Source organism: Rhizorhabdus sp., from assembly GCF_018006725.1.
Taxonomy (GTDB): Bacteria; Pseudomonadota; Alphaproteobacteria; order Sphingomonadales; family Sphingomonadaceae; genus Rhizorhabdus.
This window is the reverse complement of record NZ_JAGMXV010000123.1, coordinates 1-14,158: the sequence shown is the minus strand read 5'-3', so window position 1 is coordinate 14,158 and position 14,158 is coordinate 1. Positions and strand designations below refer to the sequence as shown.

12 protein-coding genes and 1 pseudogene are annotated in these 14,158 nt (G+C 61.4%); 5 read left to right on the top strand and 8 right to left on the bottom strand.

The features are described 5' to 3' along the window. Window positions 1–124: 124 nt before the first annotated feature. On the bottom strand, window positions 125–895 hold the full coding sequence (locus KAY22_RS16375; RefSeq protein WP_296624425.1) for a hypothetical protein: 771 nt from the start codon (window positions 893–895) through the stop codon (window positions 125–127). A 973-nt stretch (window positions 896–1,868) separates the two neighbouring features. On the opposite strand from KAY22_RS16375, the gene KAY22_RS16370 reads away from it, so the two are divergent. Then, the gene (locus tag KAY22_RS16370; RefSeq protein WP_296624424.1) at window positions 1,869–2,108 is read left to right on the top strand and encodes a hypothetical protein; all 240 of its coding nucleotides are present in this window, start codon (window positions 1,869–1,871) and stop codon (window positions 2,106–2,108) included. 78 nt (window positions 2,109–2,186) lie between these two features. On the opposite strand, the gene KAY22_RS16365 is transcribed toward KAY22_RS16370, so the two are convergent. Further along, a complete protein-coding gene (locus tag KAY22_RS16365) occupies window positions 2,187–3,890 on the bottom strand; it encodes a recombinase family protein (RefSeq protein ID WP_296624423.1) in 1,704 nt (567 codons plus the stop codon). A gap of 5 nt (window positions 3,891–3,895) precedes the next feature. Between KAY22_RS16365 and KAY22_RS16360 the strand changes: the two are divergent. Continuing rightward, window positions 3,896–5,311: pseudogene (locus tag KAY22_RS16360) on the top strand (YifB family Mg chelatase-like AAA ATPase); the annotation flags it as partial. A gap of 132 nt (window positions 5,312–5,443) precedes the next feature. Here KAY22_RS16360 and KAY22_RS16355 read toward each other — a convergent pair. Beyond that, entirely contained in the window at window positions 5,444–6,295 is an 852-nt protein-coding gene (locus KAY22_RS16355) for a DUF3800 domain-containing protein (protein ID WP_296624422.1), read from the bottom strand. Between the two features lie 167 nt (window positions 6,296–6,462). On the opposite strand from KAY22_RS16355, the gene KAY22_RS16350 reads away from it, so the two are divergent. Then, window positions 6,463–6,714: a hypothetical protein gene (locus tag KAY22_RS16350; RefSeq protein WP_296624421.1), complete on the top strand. Its 252-nt coding sequence runs from the start codon at window positions 6,463–6,465 to the stop codon at window positions 6,712–6,714. A gap of 78 nt (window positions 6,715–6,792) precedes the next feature. Here the strand turns inward: KAY22_RS16350 and otsA are convergent, their stop codons facing one another. The 4 genes from otsA to KAY22_RS16330 all read right to left on the bottom strand — a co-directional run bounded on the left by otsA (window position 6,793) and on the right by KAY22_RS16330 (window position 11,443). Next, on the bottom strand, window positions 6,793–8,196 hold the full coding sequence (gene otsA / locus KAY22_RS16345) for an alpha,alpha-trehalose-phosphate synthase (UDP-forming) (protein ID WP_296624420.1): 1,404 nt from the start codon (window positions 8,194–8,196) through the stop codon (window positions 6,793–6,795). Next, window positions 8,193–9,989, bottom strand: a complete 1,797-nt coding sequence (locus KAY22_RS16340) for a glycoside hydrolase family 15 protein (RefSeq protein ID WP_296624419.1) — start codon at window positions 9,987–9,989, stop codon at window positions 8,193–8,195. The genes otsA and KAY22_RS16340 overlap by 4 nt, the downstream gene beginning before the upstream one ends. Then, on the bottom strand, window positions 9,986–10,741 hold the full coding sequence (gene otsB, locus KAY22_RS16335) for a trehalose-phosphatase (protein WP_296624418.1): 756 nt from the start codon (window positions 10,739–10,741) through the stop codon (window positions 9,986–9,988). The genes KAY22_RS16340 and otsB overlap by 4 nt, the downstream gene beginning before the upstream one ends. 375 nt (window positions 10,742–11,116) lie before the next feature. Then, entirely contained in the window at window positions 11,117–11,443 is a 327-nt protein-coding gene (locus KAY22_RS16330; protein ID WP_296624417.1) for a UrcA family protein, read from the bottom strand. A gap of 312 nt (window positions 11,444–11,755) precedes the next feature. Here KAY22_RS16330 and KAY22_RS16325 point away from each other — a divergent pair, with 312 nt between their 5' ends. Further along, complete coding sequence (locus KAY22_RS16325; protein ID WP_296624426.1) at window positions 11,756–12,871, top strand: DUF47 family protein; 1,116 nt, start codon at window positions 11,756–11,758, stop codon at window positions 12,869–12,871. A gap of 2 nt (window positions 12,872–12,873) precedes the next feature. Next, window positions 12,874–13,878, top strand: coding sequence for an inorganic phosphate transporter (locus KAY22_RS16320; RefSeq protein ID WP_296624416.1), 1,005 nt, complete (start codon window positions 12,874–12,876; stop codon window positions 13,876–13,878). 10 nt (window positions 13,879–13,888) lie between these two features. Here the strand turns inward: KAY22_RS16320 and KAY22_RS16315 are convergent. After that, window positions 13,889–14,158: VOC family protein (locus KAY22_RS16315; RefSeq protein ID WP_366514095.1), on the bottom strand; the 270-nt coding region annotated here is incomplete at its 5' end.

Below are 14,158 nucleotides of genomic sequence, written 5' to 3'. Positions count from 1 at the left end.
GTTCCACGCTGTAGATCCCCACACCTCCCTGACTCGGCAGAAAGGCTTCAAGGTGGACGACTTTTACGCCGCCCGCAGCAGGACTATCCCGCCGCTACCGTGGTCGAATATTGCTCCGCCGTTCTCAGTCGCTGAAGTAGCCAATGCGAACATCGCGGTGGACGAATGTTCGCGACGTGGAAAGCGGAGGAAGCGCTCTCCATTCAACCTTTGATCCGTCCAGCCACTGCGTGATCAGCGCTCCGACATCTTGCCTGAACCGATTGCCCAGTAGCTCGACGCGATCAAATGTTTCGAGATTGCGCAGAGAAAACACACTCGCCCAGCACCATTTGACCTTCCGGCCGCTCATCTCGGTCCATGATCGGAGATTGGTCAGGACCGCTCTTTTGCTGCCTAAAGCGCTGGCCTCGATAACGCGCGAATGAAACACCCGCAGATGCGCATGTGATTGATCAGCGCGTACATCGGCGGTGCTTACAGTGCGCCCTTCGTCACTTAACGTGATCGCGCTCCACCCAGCGGATAGCTCGTGCAACTCATAATGCCGGCTGAAAAACGCTTCGTCGAGATGCGTCGTCTTCTCTTCAAAATCGAGAAAGGGTGGCACCTCATCGATGATGATCTCCCAGCCAGCGAAATCATCAAAATCCGCACGTAAGAGCGCAGCATGCGTAATCAAAACGATGACGTGGCACACACTACGATACGTATCTGGAAGACGGGAAATTTCTATCGCGACGCTGCCGCCGCGATTGTCTCTTCGACTATCAATTTGGTGAATTAGGGGAGATCGGCCTGCGACAACGGGGTTATTGGCAATTCGTTTCTTGACTTCCGATAGCTGCTCAATTCGCTCTGTCACAAAAATGTATCGGCCGGCTTCCCGTATCATTCGGTTGATGGCTCTAAATGTCTTCCCGGTTCCTGCTGGAGATTCGTCAAAATACACAATCACAAAATTAGACTCTTTATTGTTATTTATTGGTTATATACTTTCGGTAATCTAGATTCAATATTTATGTCCATTAGCCGATCTTGTAAGATGTCCGAGGAAACTCTATAGTATATATGATAGTTAATCTGGACAAACTCGGTGAATCGGCCGACCGAAGCTTGTCTTGAGGTGCGAAGCACCGATTGCCGCGTCTGCGGCAACAACGACAAGCGAGGTCACGACGAGCGAACATGCGCGCTTGTCGCGCATTTGAGGTCGACGGTTGAATTATCAGGAACTTGATAGCCGAGATGCGTATCGTTTCACGATGACGCATCAGGCGCAGCCTGCGATCGTTCGCCATCTGTGATGGCTCTCGTTCTTGTCTGCCGCCATCTATTGAATTCGATTGAAGCGATTCAGCGATCGGTGACCAGTAAGAAGCAAATCGATCACTCAGGTGAGATGTTGGAGCTCGCCTGCGCTCACGCGGGCGACGATGTCATTAGCCACTTATCAGTTAATTTGTGATCGGCCGCTCGGCTGCGCTCTGCTCCGCCATCACGCCCACGCCGACCTCGATAAGCTCGACCTCAAAAAGGCCTCGCTTTTCTCGCCGGCCATTCCATTCGAAAAGAAATTTCCGCCGCATTCAGATCTGGGCGAAGCCCGACAAGAACGGCGAGCGGACGCGCCTCCCGAAAGCAGAAGTTGGACCCATGGATAGCAGACCGCGTAGATCGATATCGCATAAATGATGGTCGATCGCCTTCGGGCGGCCGCCTGTTCGGCGATCCTGCCAACAACTTCTTTGCAACCGCGATGGCGAGCCTCATATCGAGCTCCGGGCGCTAGTTGTCACAGTTCATCTTTTCGCGATTTGAGAATTTAAATAATGCGGACAGCCTTACAGATTTGATATCATACTATAATGAGTAAAAAATTAGACTGGGATGCCCATCGATTCCGAAAATTACCTAGACCGTTAATTAGCGCTGGTGAAGCGAAAGCGTTTAAGCAAGATGCTAAGAATTTGGCTGCCCGTCTCTCCAAAGGAAAGAAGTCATCCAACGCGTCGAAATTCGGCCCTGTCCGCCAACTCTCTTTTGATGAGATCAAAAACTTCGCTGCTGAACGAGGTTTAGCAGTGAGTCCAAATATTAATTTATGAAAAATTCGGCGGGAGGACAATTTTCGCAGTGAAGAGTTATAATTTGATCGAAATATGAGAAATTGAGATTTCCTATGGTTATTTATTGTCTTTTGACAATCGGCGCGTTATTTCGACGAACTTGCGCTCGTTGATTCCGAGGCTGCGAGCGGTGATCGCGCCAACGGCCTCAACGCGTTCCACCGACTTCCCCTTCACCCGCATCGCGACGAGTCCTCCGGCAATCGCCACGGTCGCATAACCGTCGCGATCACAGTCTATGAACGAGACAATTGAACGAAGCGAGGCGGCAACCTTTGCCCGCGCCTGATATCTAATTTCTGGATCGTCACTGTTCATGCCATCGCGAACATCCGCGACTCGTGCGAGATGTGCGGCGTCACTAACCTTGCCGCGCGCGCGCATCAAATCTGCCTTGGCTGCTTCGAGTTTTCCACGAAGATCATCGGCGCGAGCTTCCTCCAACTCGGCCAGCTCCATTCGCAAAACCTTCGTCGTGTCCCGCGCATACGCTAGCCACAATTCACGCGCCGCTTCACTTGCCTGATGAAAATCGCGTTCGAGTTCCGCCACCATGCGGCGTAACTGCATGATGTCATCAGCCGCCTCAAAGTCGCTGTCATCTAACGCGATATGCAAAATTTCGTCCATCATGACGCGCTCAAATCTAGAATAACCGATTGATGTAGAGTTATCGCATCCTGCTTTACGATAATATTTCGAACACGTCAGGGAGCTATCATCGGTGGTACGAGTGTACTCCTTGCCTTGAATTTTGCGCTTTGTACCAGCTAGAGCGCGAACGCGGATCATCATATTGCTGTCACAGTGTGCGCAACGCGCTAAGCCACTAAATATATTCACTAGATTTTGCGAACGGCGGCCGCGAACGGCCTTCCGATCATCAGCACTAGCGCAGACACGCGCAAAAAGATCAGCGTCAATTATGGCAGGGTAATAGTTTTTTATAGCCGCTCCAGCCTTGACTCTCTTGCCATCGACCATGCGAGTTGGCTGAAACTCGCCGATCGTCGCAGAATTGTTGAGTAATCGATAAATGAATGACGCATACCAGCCCGTCTTACGATTTTTCCAAGCGGGCTCGCCGCGCTCATTTAGAACGCGAGCGATTGAGACCTTGCCGAGCCCGGCCTCCGCCATTGAGAATATTTCTCTCACGAGTGCCGCCCGTTCCTCGATCACTTCAAACTTTCGATTCTGGTTGAGGCGGAGCCAGCCCGGCCCGTTTTCAGTCATCACTCTTCCCGTCTCACGCGCCTTTTCGCGCCGGATTTGATAGCCGTCGCGTAGCCGCCGTGACTTTTGCTCGCTTTGTTCGTGATTTTGCTCTGATACGATCAGAAGCTTCATCATCGTCATCAGATCGAGCGGTCTATTGCGCTCGTAAATTTGTCCATCTGATGTAGTGATGATCGAAACGCCGGACCGCACGATAGATTGGACCAGTGCCAACGTGCTCTCGCTATTCAACCGCGAAAGACGGTCCAGATGTTCGATGACGAGGATGCGGCCATCATGTTCGCCAGCTAAAATCTCTGCTTCTAACAGGCCGAGTTGGCCTGCCACACGATGCTTGTTTGACCAAGCGCTGAAACCCTGATCGATGATATCACGGACGATCGCCCAGCCCTGTGCGGTTGCGTAGTCGCGCGCCCGCTGTTGGCGCTCCGCGCTTGTGCCCTTTCTCTGTTCGATCGTCGAAAATCGGCTGTATATGATCGCTTCCATAGAGCCGACGATATCACTCGTTTCGTGGTTCAACCATGATCGTCGTCGGCCTGCCCGACAAGGCGGTGGCCGAAAGCCGCGAGCGCGTCCGCGCCGCGCTGTCGGCGATCGGGCTGACGCTTCCGCCCAAGCGCATCACCGTCAACCTCTCCCCCGCCGACCTGCCCAAGGAAGGCTCGCATTACGATCTGCCCATCGCGCTCGGCCTGCTCGGCGCGATGGGGGTGATCGATGCCGAGACGCTGTCGGCCTATCTGGTGGTGGGCGAACTCGGCCTCGACGCGCGCGTGGCCCCCGCGCCCGGCGTACTGCTGGCGGCGCTGCACGCGGCCGAACGCGAGCTGGGCCTAGTCTGCCCCGCAGCACAGGGCCCGGAAGCCGCCTGGGCCGCGACCGTCGAGGTGATTGCCGCCCCGGACCTTCTTTCGCTGATCGGCCATTTCAAGGGCGGCGCCCCGCTCACCCCGCCGCAGCCGGGCAGCGCCGACCTGCCCCCGCGCCTCGCCGATCTGCGCCAGGTCAAGGGGCAGGAGACCGCCAAGCGCGCGCTGGAGATCGCAGCGGCGGGCGGCCACAATCTGCTGATGAGCGGCCCGCCCGGCGCGGGCAAGTCGCTGATGGCGGCCTGCCTGCCCGGCATCCTGCCCGAATTGACCCCGGCCGAGGCGCTGGAGGTGTCGATGGTCGCCTCGGTCGCGGGCGAACTGCAGGACGGCCGTCTGTTGCGCGCCCGCCCCTTCCGCACCCCGCACCATTCGGCGTCGATGGCGGCGCTGGTCGGCGGTGGCCTGAAGGTGCGCCCCGGCGAGGTCAGCCTCGCCCATCTCGGGATCCTGTTCCTCGACGAACTGCCCGAGTTCCAGCGCACCGTGCTGGATTCGCTGCGCCAGCCGCTGGAGACGGGCAAGGTCACCGTCGCCCGCGCCAATGCGCACGTCACCTTCCCGGCGCGCGTTCAATTGATCGCGGCGATGAACCCGTGCCGCTGCGGCCATCTCGACGACCCCGCCCTCGCCTGCTCGCGCGCGCCGCGCTGCGCCGCCGATTATCAAGCCAAGCTTTCGGGGCCGCTGCTCGACCGGATCGACCTCCATGTCGACGTCGCCGCCGTCAGCGCCGCCGACCTCGTCCTGCCCCCGCCCGCTGAAGGCTCCGACGAAGTCGCCGCGCGCGTCGCCGCTGCCCGCGCGATCCAGACCGATCGCTATGCCGACCACGGCGTGCGGACCAACGCTGAGGCCGACGGCGACCTTCTCGACACCGTCGCCGCTCTCGACGACGCCGGCCGCAAGCTGCTCGCGCAGGCCGCCGAGGCGATGCGGCTGTCGGCGCGCGGCTATCATCGGGTATTGCGTGTCAGCCGGACGATCGCCGATCTGGCGGGGGCGGAAGACATCGGCCGGGTGCATATCGCCGAGGCGCTAAGCTATCGACGCCGGGCACCGGTGAATTGAGGGTATTTAATTAAGTGGCACCGCAACTCCTCAACCTCGCTGCCATCCGCAAATGGCTGCCGAACATTGTCAACGCGGCCTAAGCCTTTGAACGGTAACGCCATTAGCAAGTAATTGATTCTCTTGACAGAATCAGCCTAGGCGCCTACATTCCCTGCAGGCCTCCGGTGCCCGAATACGTTGGCTAGACCAACCGTGCCAAGGAGCTAGCCTCCTTTGGCTAGGGAACCGGGGGACCTGCCTCCGTCCAGCAGTGACATGATGCCAAACTGTCAGAAAGCGGGCATTCGCTGGCGTATTTACACCCCAGCTATGTCGCCCGGATGCTTGCAGTACGAAATCTGCGAGAGCGCCCTTCGGAGAAGTGTGCTGTATATTGTTTTGCTTGGCTGCAATCGCGCCTAGTACCACATCTGCCAGTTGCACGATGCCGACATGCTTGGAGTTCACTGGCTCGATCGATCTGACGCAGTTCGGCTTAGTAGAATATTTTTTGTAGGCATCAGCACACAACTGGTTCCGCATGGAGCAAATATCAGCGCAGTCATTTCCAGCATCCAACCGCACATGAATTGCTCGTCTATTACCATAAAACCGGGCCAATCGATGCAAAAATAGCTGATAGTACATACGATTCACACTCGTATCTTTGTTCTCCCCCTCTACAGCCTTGTGATCATATCCCTTGAAGGGTGCGATGATCACATGGAGCGCGGCCTGTCGCTTGTTGACTAGATCAAAGCCATATTTGACGAGCTTTTCGTAGGCATCCCGTTTTGCACCGCCGCGATAGGCGCTCCAATGGAACTCGCTACGTATTCCGGCATCATCTCTAAGGTTGGCAATGTAATCCTCGATCTCGCTAATGCGGTTACCTGCCACCGCAAACCCGCCAGCCACCATGAATGCCGCATCTCGGCTACTGGCATCGCCAAAGAACGAGAGATGCGGTAACGTGGCCGCGTCTTGAAGGACGTTTGCCATGCCTCCCGAAAACACGACAAGTGCCCGCCAGAGTCAACTCGACAAGTTCAAGCAAGTGGCGCACGAGCTAGGTGCGACGACGACGCGCGCTTTGACGAGCGGATGAAGAAGCTGATGAAAAAGAAGCTGTTTGAGGACAGCGGAGTGTGATCCGCCGAAATCCTGTGATGGCGGCGCTCGCCGTGTTTGGCATCATTGCGCTTTCCGATCTGGCTCTGCTCGTGTCAGGTTATCGTATTCTGGTACATGAAAGCCGGGGCTTTGAACAAACTGTCGCTCCACACTTCATGACGGGAACGCCGGGAGACGGCTACGAAACCTTGCAGTGCTCTTATTTCACCGGTCGAAATGTTCTCACTTCATCGTTTCCGGCCGATAGCGACGACGAATGTCGGTTTATCTACACCCCCTACGTTTAGATTTGTCAAAAACGCAATTGTCCCAAGCTGACAGGGATTAGGCGAGCTAGCTGCCAGCGCGTCATTTTCCCGGCACCCTCACGCCGCATCCGCCTGCGCGCACGTCTCCTCCCCCGCCAATGCGCTCAGGAAACAGCGCCGCCACCACATCACGTCCTGCTGCTCGACGCTGTCCATACAGGCGCGCCAGCGGGTCTTGCGTTCGGCGAGCGGCATGGCCAGCGCCTTCTGGATGGCGTCGGCGATGTCCTCGGGGCTGTGGGGGTTGATCAGCAGGGCCTCGGTCAGTTGCTCGGCCGCGCCCGCGAAGCGGGAGAGGATCAGGACGCCGGGGTCGTCGGGGTCCTGCGCCGCGATATATTCCTTGGCGACGAGGTTCATCCCGTCGCGCAGCGGCGTGACCAGGCCGATCCGCGCCGCGCGGTAGATGCCCGCCAGACGGTCGCGCGGATAGCCGCGGTTCACATAGCGGATCGGCACCCATTCGACATCGGCATAGGCGCCGTTGATCCGCCCCGACAGGGAATCCAGTCCGGCGCGGATCTCCTGATAGCTCTGCACGTCGGCCCGCGATGGCGGCGCGATCTGCAGCAGGAATAGCGACCCATGCAGCCCCTCTTCCTGCTGGAGCAGCCGCTCATAGCCGAGGAAACGTTCCTGCAGCCCCTTCGAATAATCGAGCCGGTCGACGCCGACGATCATGTCGCGCCCATTGGCGCTATCGCGCATCCGCTGAAAGGCGTCGAGCGCGGCGGGTGACCGCGCGGCCTCGAGGAAATTGTCGGTGTCGATCCCGATCGGGCAAGCCCGAGCCAGCACCGATCGATCGCCCACGACCACCCGGCCATTTTCCTCGACCGTACCGCCCATCTCGTGGACGACATAGTCGTGGAAGGCCTCGAGCGAGTCCTGGGTCTGGAAGCCGACCACGTCATAGGCGAACAGCGTCTCGACCAGCTCGCGATGGTCGGGCAGCGACATCAGCAGCCGATAGGGCGGCCAGGGAATGTGCAGGAAGAAGCCCATGCGGTTGCGCACGCCCCGGTCGCGCAGGAAGCGGCCAAGCGGGAACATGTGATAGTCGTGGACCCAGATCAGGTCGTCTTCCTCGACCAGCGGCTGCAGCGTCTCGGCGAAGCGGCGGTTGACCCGCTCATAGCCCTCGGCGAAGCCGCTCTCGAACTCGGCCAGATCGACGCGGTAATGGAACAGCGGCCACAAGGTCCGGTTGGCATAGCCGTTATAATATTCGTCGACGTCCTGCTCCTCCAGGTCGACCGTCGCGGTCGTAACCCCGAAAGCGCGGCGCAGGTTGATATGGCCGGTGAATTGCTCGGTGGCTTCGCCGGACCAGCCGAACCAGATGCCGCTCGACTCGCGCAATGCAGCGGATAGCGCGACGGCAAGCCCACCCTGGTTGCCGCCGCCCTCGCCGGTCGGCGGCTGGACGCGGTTCGACACGATGATCAACCTGCTGCTCATCGGACGGCGTTCCACGGCCGGCTGAGCAGCGCGGCGCAGTTGATGATCCCAACCAGCGAATAGGTCTGCGGGTAATTGCCCCACAGCTCGCCCGTCACGGGATCGATATCCTCGGACAACAGCCCGGCACGGGTTCTTCGCGACAACATTTCCTCGAAAAGCTCCCTTGCATCTTCGGTACGCCCAGTGAGCCACAACGCTTCGATCAACCAGAAGGTGCATACGTTGAATGCCGTATGTGGGAGGCCGAAGTCGTCCTCGGTCGCGTAGCGCAGCATGTGCGAGCCCCGGCGCAGACCCTGTTCGACCGCGCGCAGCGTGCCCTGAAAACGGGGATCATCGGGCGAAACGAAGCGCAGATCGAGCAGCTGGATCAGGCTGGCGTCGAGATCGTCCCCCCCGAAGGTAGCCGAGATGCGCTGGGTGTCCTCGCGCCACGCCTCGCTCTCGATCCGGGCGCGGATCTGCAGAGCGCGGTCGCGCCAGAAGGCCTCGCGCTCGGGCAGCGTCAGCGCGCGCGCGGCGTTGGCCAGCCGGTCGCACGCGGCCCAGCACATTGCCACCGAATAGGTGTGGACATGGCTCTTCGTGCGTAGCTCCCACAGGCCGGCATCGGGCTTGTCATGCACTTGCCATGCGAGTTCGCCGACCCGTTCGAGCGCGCGGAAGTCCTCCTCACCGGCCATGCGGTAGAGCCGCTGGTCGAAAAAGGCCTGCGCGTTGGACAGGATGATCTGGCCATAGGCGTCATGCTGGATCTGCTCATAGGCCTGATTGCCGACGCGCACCGGCCCCATGCCGCGATAGCCGTCGAGATGCGGCGCGACCCGCTCGACCAGCCGCGCCTCGCCGCCGACGCCATAGAGCGGCTGGATATGGCCGCCCTTCGCATTGTCGACGATGTTGCGCAGATATTCGAGATAGGTTTCCAGCACGTCGAGCGCGCCGAGCCGGTTGAGCGCCTGGACCGTGTAATAGGCGTCGCGGATCCAGCAGTAGCGATAGTCCCAGTTCCGCTGGCTGTCGGCATGTTCGGGGACCGAGGTGGTCAGCGCGGCGACGATCGCGCCCGTCTCCTCATGCTGGCACAGCTTCAGCGTGATGGCCGAGCGGATCACGGCGTCCTGCCATTCGACCGGTGTCGCCAACGCGCGAACCCAGTGCCGCCACTCCTGCGTCGTATGTTCGAGCATCGTGTCGAGCGCGTCACTGATGTCGCCGACGAAGCTTTCGTCGGGACCGAGGAAGAAATGCAGAGGGCGCTCGACCCGGAACAGCCGCTCGCTCTCGATCCAGCCGATCGGCGCCGAGGTGGTGAGCCGCAGCGTCGTATCTGTCAGAATATACCGCATATGGTTCGAGCCGCGCGTCGTCTCGGGCGCCGACGCGCCCCAGTCGCGCGACGGGCGCAGCCGCACCTTTATGCGGGGGCTGCCCGATACCGGGCGCACGATCCGCGCGAACGCCACCGGCCGGTACATGCGCCCGTGGCGGTATATGCGCGGACAGAAGTCGATCACCTCGATCGCGTTGCCCGCCGCATCGGCATGGCGGGTCACAAGGATCGGGGTGTTGCGGACATAATGCTGCTGGGTGTCGACACAGTCCTCCAGGTCGATCTCCCAGAAGCCGCGCGCTCCCTCGGCGGAAGGGCGGTTACTGTCGAGCAGCGAGGAAAAAACCGGATCCCCATCGACGCGCGGAACGCAGGCCCAGACGAAGCGCCCGGCGCGGTCGACGAGCGCGGACACCTGGCAATTGCCGATCGGCCAGAGATCGAGCGTCGCGGTCATGCCACCGCCTCCCACAGCCAGCGGCGCACCGATCCGACGTCGGCCAGCCCAAAGCGCGCGGCGGTCTCGCGCCCGGGCCCCACCAGCACGCCGAAACCGCCGCGATCCTCCGCCACGCGCAAGGCGGATTCGTCGGTCAGGTCGTCGCCGATCATCACAGGCAGGCTCGCTGCGAAATGCGGTTCGGCGAGCAGCGCCTCGACCGCCTGCCCCTTGTCCCAGCCCGGCCCGCGCAGTTCGACCATCATCTTGCCGGGCTGGACCTCGAGCCCGTTGCGTTCGGCAATGGTTGCGGCGCGGCGCCGGATGGGCTCTTCCAGGATCGGCGCCTTGCGATAGTGCATCGCCACGCCATGGCTTTTTTCCTCGATATACATTTCAGGATGGCCCGCGCCATAGCCGCGCACCTCGGCGATGGCCGCATCGAGCCCGGCGGGCCGCTCCGGTTCGACGAGACGGCCGTCGAGCCGAACCTCGGCGCCATGGCTCCCCGCCACCGCAATGGCGGAGGCGACATCGCCGATCATGGCATCCAGCTGGGCGATCGACCTGCCGCTGACGATGGCGACCCGGCCGGCAAAGCGCGCATGGAGCGCCGCCAGCAGGTCGATCAGTTCGCCATCGGCGCGAACGAGGTCGGGATGGTCGACCAGGGGAACCAGCGTGCCATCGAAATCGATGAACAGGCCGAAGCGGAGGGGGTCGAGCGCCGGAGGGGGCGCCAGCACCGGTTGATGGGACCGGGACAGCATCTCGTTATATCACCGTAATCTTGCAAGGAATGACAAGCCGACAGGGACGAACCGGACGATGCCCGGGACGACCGGTCTAAGGACGCGCCATCGCGGCATGGGTTCCGTTGCGGAGGCGAACCGGTCCTGTGTTGCTGCAAGACGAGGCAGCCTGAACGGAAAGCACCCCCGGGCAAGGGAACCCGAGGGTGCGTCCCATGCGGAGGAAATTGCCAGTCCGGCCGCATGTAGGCTGTCGAGGTGGGGGATGCGCCGGGGCGATCAAGCGGCGCCGTAGATGGTTCGTGTCAGAGCAGCGACGGACGATCCCTGCGGATGTCCGTCGCTGGAGCGCGCTGCGGCAAGGCGTCTGGGGGGCGAAGCGCGCCTTGGGGATTATTTCGCGGCGACGGTTACGCGGCCGGCGTCGGCATATTGGGTGCCGGCCTTGGCCAGCGCCAGTTCGACCTGCGGCATCGCCTTGGCCATCGCGACGGTCGAGCAGGCACGGGTCTCGACCTTGTTGCTCAGCGAGCGGTCGCCGTTCGACGCGCAGACGCGCTGGGCGGCGTGCTGGACGCGGGCCTTGAGCGTGGCAGCCCCAGCAGCGCTCGACAGGTCGAGATCGCTATAGGCGACTTCGGCGGTGCGCTGGGCAAAGGCCGGAGCGGCAAGGACGCTGACGGAAGCGAGGGCGGCGAAGGCGGTGAAGATGCGGGTCATGGTCGTTCTCCTGTTGTGCGCCGGGAGGACGTGGCGTTCGTCTGCCCGGTGAAATCCTGTTTCGCGGCCCGGCGGTTCGTTGTGCCGTGCCGTTGATCCGGGGATAGGCGCCTGCCCGACTCACTGCATTCGAGGTTCGACCGACCGTCGCGCCACCTCCACCAAAGTCGCATGACGCCGACGAAACGACGGGGACGTTCGACGAACGACAGGCGTAAGGGAAAGCAGAGACCGAAGCCGCCGATTCGCCGTCGACGTTGCAACATAACTGTCACATTTGTAGGGAGCCCCGTCGCTCCGGGGATTCGAATCATTCGTCAGATTGCCGTCCTGCCCTATCGCACGACCCCAGCGGGCCTGATCGAGGTCATGCTGATCACGTCGCGCGACACCGGCCGATGGGTGCTGCCCAAGGGCAACCGCATCAAGGGGCTGCGCAGCCACGAGGCCGCCAGCCAGGAAGCCTATGAGGAGGCGGGGCTGGTCGGCATCGCCTGCCCCTATGCGATCGGCAGCTATGATTATCGCAAGCAGCGGCGCAACGGCACCTCCCGCCCGGCGACGGTCGACATATTCCCCTTCTCGGTCACCACACAGCTCGACGAATGGCCGGAAAAGGACGAGCGGCAGACCCGCTGGTTCATGCCGGCCGATGCGGCAGCGGCGGTCGACGAGCCCGATCTCAAACTTATATTGGCGCAGTTCACGCCCCCGGTCTGGAATCCGGGGCTTGCGGAACGCGTGGTTTCGGCCACGCGCCGCCATACAGCAGAAAGGTTCACCATCGTGCGCTGGTTCCAGGCACTCCTGCCCAAGCAGGGCCGCTTCTTCGAGCAGTTCGAGGCGCATGCCGCGCTCAACGTCGCGGCCGCCGACGCCCTCGGGCGCTTGCTGCAGGGCGGGCCCGACATGCCGGCCCACAGCCAGGAAATCTTCGACCGGGAAAATGATGCGGACGACATCATCCGTGACGTGCTGGTCGACGTCCGCAAGACGCTGATCACTCCGTTCGACCGAACCGCGATCACCAGCCTGATCGGTTCGATGGACGATGCGATCGACCAGATGAACCAGACCGCCAAGGCGATCATGCTCTACGAGGTCAAGGAGTTCGAACCGCATATGCGCGACATGGCGGGGATCATCGTCGAAGCCGCGCGGATCACCGCCGATGCGATGCCGTTGCTGCGCGATCTGGGGCGCAATTCGGGCCGGCTGCACAGCCTGACCGAGCGGATCGTGCGGCTCGAGGGCCATGCCGACGAAATCCACGCGCTCGGCCTGAAAGTGCTGTTCAAGGCCAAGGGCGAGAAATCGCCGATGGCGTTCATCATCGGTCGCGAAATCTACAGCCATCTCGAAAAGATCACCGACGCCTTCGAGGATGTCGCCAACGAGATCCAGGGCCTCGTGCTCGACCACGCTTGACGATGGACCCGCTGATTTCCTTTCCGCTGCTGGTCGGCCTGATCGGCATCGCGCTGGCGTTCGACTTCCTGAACGGCCTGCACGATGCCGCCAATTCGATCGCGACGGTCGTCTCGACCCGCGTACTCAAGCCGCATCATGCGGTAGCGATGGCGGCCTTCTTCAACTTCATCGCCTTCCTGTTCTTCGGCCTGCATGTGGCCGAGACGGTGGGCAAGGGCATCGTCAGCGCGGAAATCGTCGATGCGCGCGTCATCTTCGGCGCGCTGATGGGCGCGATCAGCTGGAATGTCATCACCTGGCTGCTCGGCATCCCCTCCTCGTCGAGCCACGCACTGATCGGCGGGCTGCTGGGCGCAGGCACAGCCAAGGCGGGCAGCGCCGCGATCGTCTGGTCGGGCGTGCTCAAGACCAGCTTCGCGATCGTGCTCTCGCCGACGATCGGCCTGGTGCTTGCACTCGTGCTCGTCCTGATCACCAGCTGGGTGTTCGTCCGCTCGACGCCGACAGCGGCTGATCGCCGTTATCGCCGGCTTCAGCTGATCTCGGCCTCGCTCTACTCGCTCGGCCATGGCGGCAACGACGCGCAGAAGACGATGGGGATCATCGCGGTGCTGCTCTATTCGCAAGGCATGCTCGGCGGTGAGTTCCACGTACCCTTCTGGGTGGTCATCACCTGCCAGTCGGCGATGGGCCTCGGGACGCTGATGGGCGGCTGGAAGATCGTCCACACCATGGGATCAAAGATCACCCGCCTGACCCCCGCGCAGGGCTTCTGCGCGGAAACCGGCGGCGCGATCACTCTGTTCGGCGCGACCTGGCTGGGCATTCCGGTGTCGACCACGCACACCATTACCGGCGCGATCGTCGGCGTCGGCTCCTCACGCCGGCTGTCGGCGGTGCGCTGGAACGTCGCGGGCAGCATCGTTGTCGCCTGGGTGATCACCCTCCCCGCCGCCGCCGCAATCGGCGCGCTCTTCTATTTCGTCGTGGGGCTGTTCGGCTGAGGCGGGCGCGTCAGCGGTCCGGACCCGGCTGCCAGAACTCGATCTTGGTCCCGTCCGGATCGATTATCCAGGCGAACTTGCCGCTGGGGTCGCTATCGTCGCGCTTCAGGACCTTCACGCCCTTCGCCTCGATATTGCGGAGAAAGGCGTCCATGTCGTCGACGGCAAAGTTCAGCATATAGGGCCGGGTCGACGGCGCCATATAATCCCCCTTGAGAACGGCGGAGCAATATTCGACCACGGTAGCGGCGGGATAGTCCTGCTGCGGGCGGCGTAAAAG

What these genes read in the sequence shown, in the direction of transcription:
- KAY22_RS16375 (WP_296624425.1), bottom strand. Translation starts at nt 895, where the DNA reads ATGATACGGGAAGCCGGCCGATACATTTTTGTGACAGAGCGAATTGAG.
- KAY22_RS16370 (WP_296624424.1), top strand. Translation starts at nt 1,869, where the DNA reads ATGAGTAAAAAATTAGACTGGGATGCCCATCGATTCCGAAAATTACCT.
- otsA (WP_296624420.1), bottom strand. Translation starts at nt 8,196, where the DNA reads ATGAGCAGCAGGTTGATCATCGTGTCGAACCGCGTCCAGCCGCCGACC.
- otsB (WP_296624418.1), bottom strand. Translation starts at nt 10,741, where the DNA reads ATGCTGTCCCGGTCCCATCAACCGGTGCTGGCGCCCCCTCCGGCGCTC.
- KAY22_RS16340 (WP_296624419.1), bottom strand. Translation starts at nt 9,989, where the DNA reads ATGACCGCGACGCTCGATCTCTGGCCGATCGGCAATTGCCAGGTGTCC.
- KAY22_RS16320 (WP_296624416.1), top strand. Translation starts at nt 12,874, where the DNA reads ATGGACCCGCTGATTTCCTTTCCGCTGCTGGTCGGCCTGATCGGCATC.
- KAY22_RS16350 (WP_296624421.1), top strand. Translation starts at nt 6,463, where the DNA reads ATGGCGGCGCTCGCCGTGTTTGGCATCATTGCGCTTTCCGATCTGGCT.
- KAY22_RS16330 (WP_296624417.1), bottom strand. Translation starts at nt 11,443, where the DNA reads ATGACCCGCATCTTCACCGCCTTCGCCGCCCTCGCTTCCGTCAGCGTC.
- KAY22_RS16355 (WP_296624422.1), bottom strand. Translation starts at nt 6,295, where the DNA reads ATGGCAAACGTCCTTCAAGACGCGGCCACGTTACCGCATCTCTCGTTC.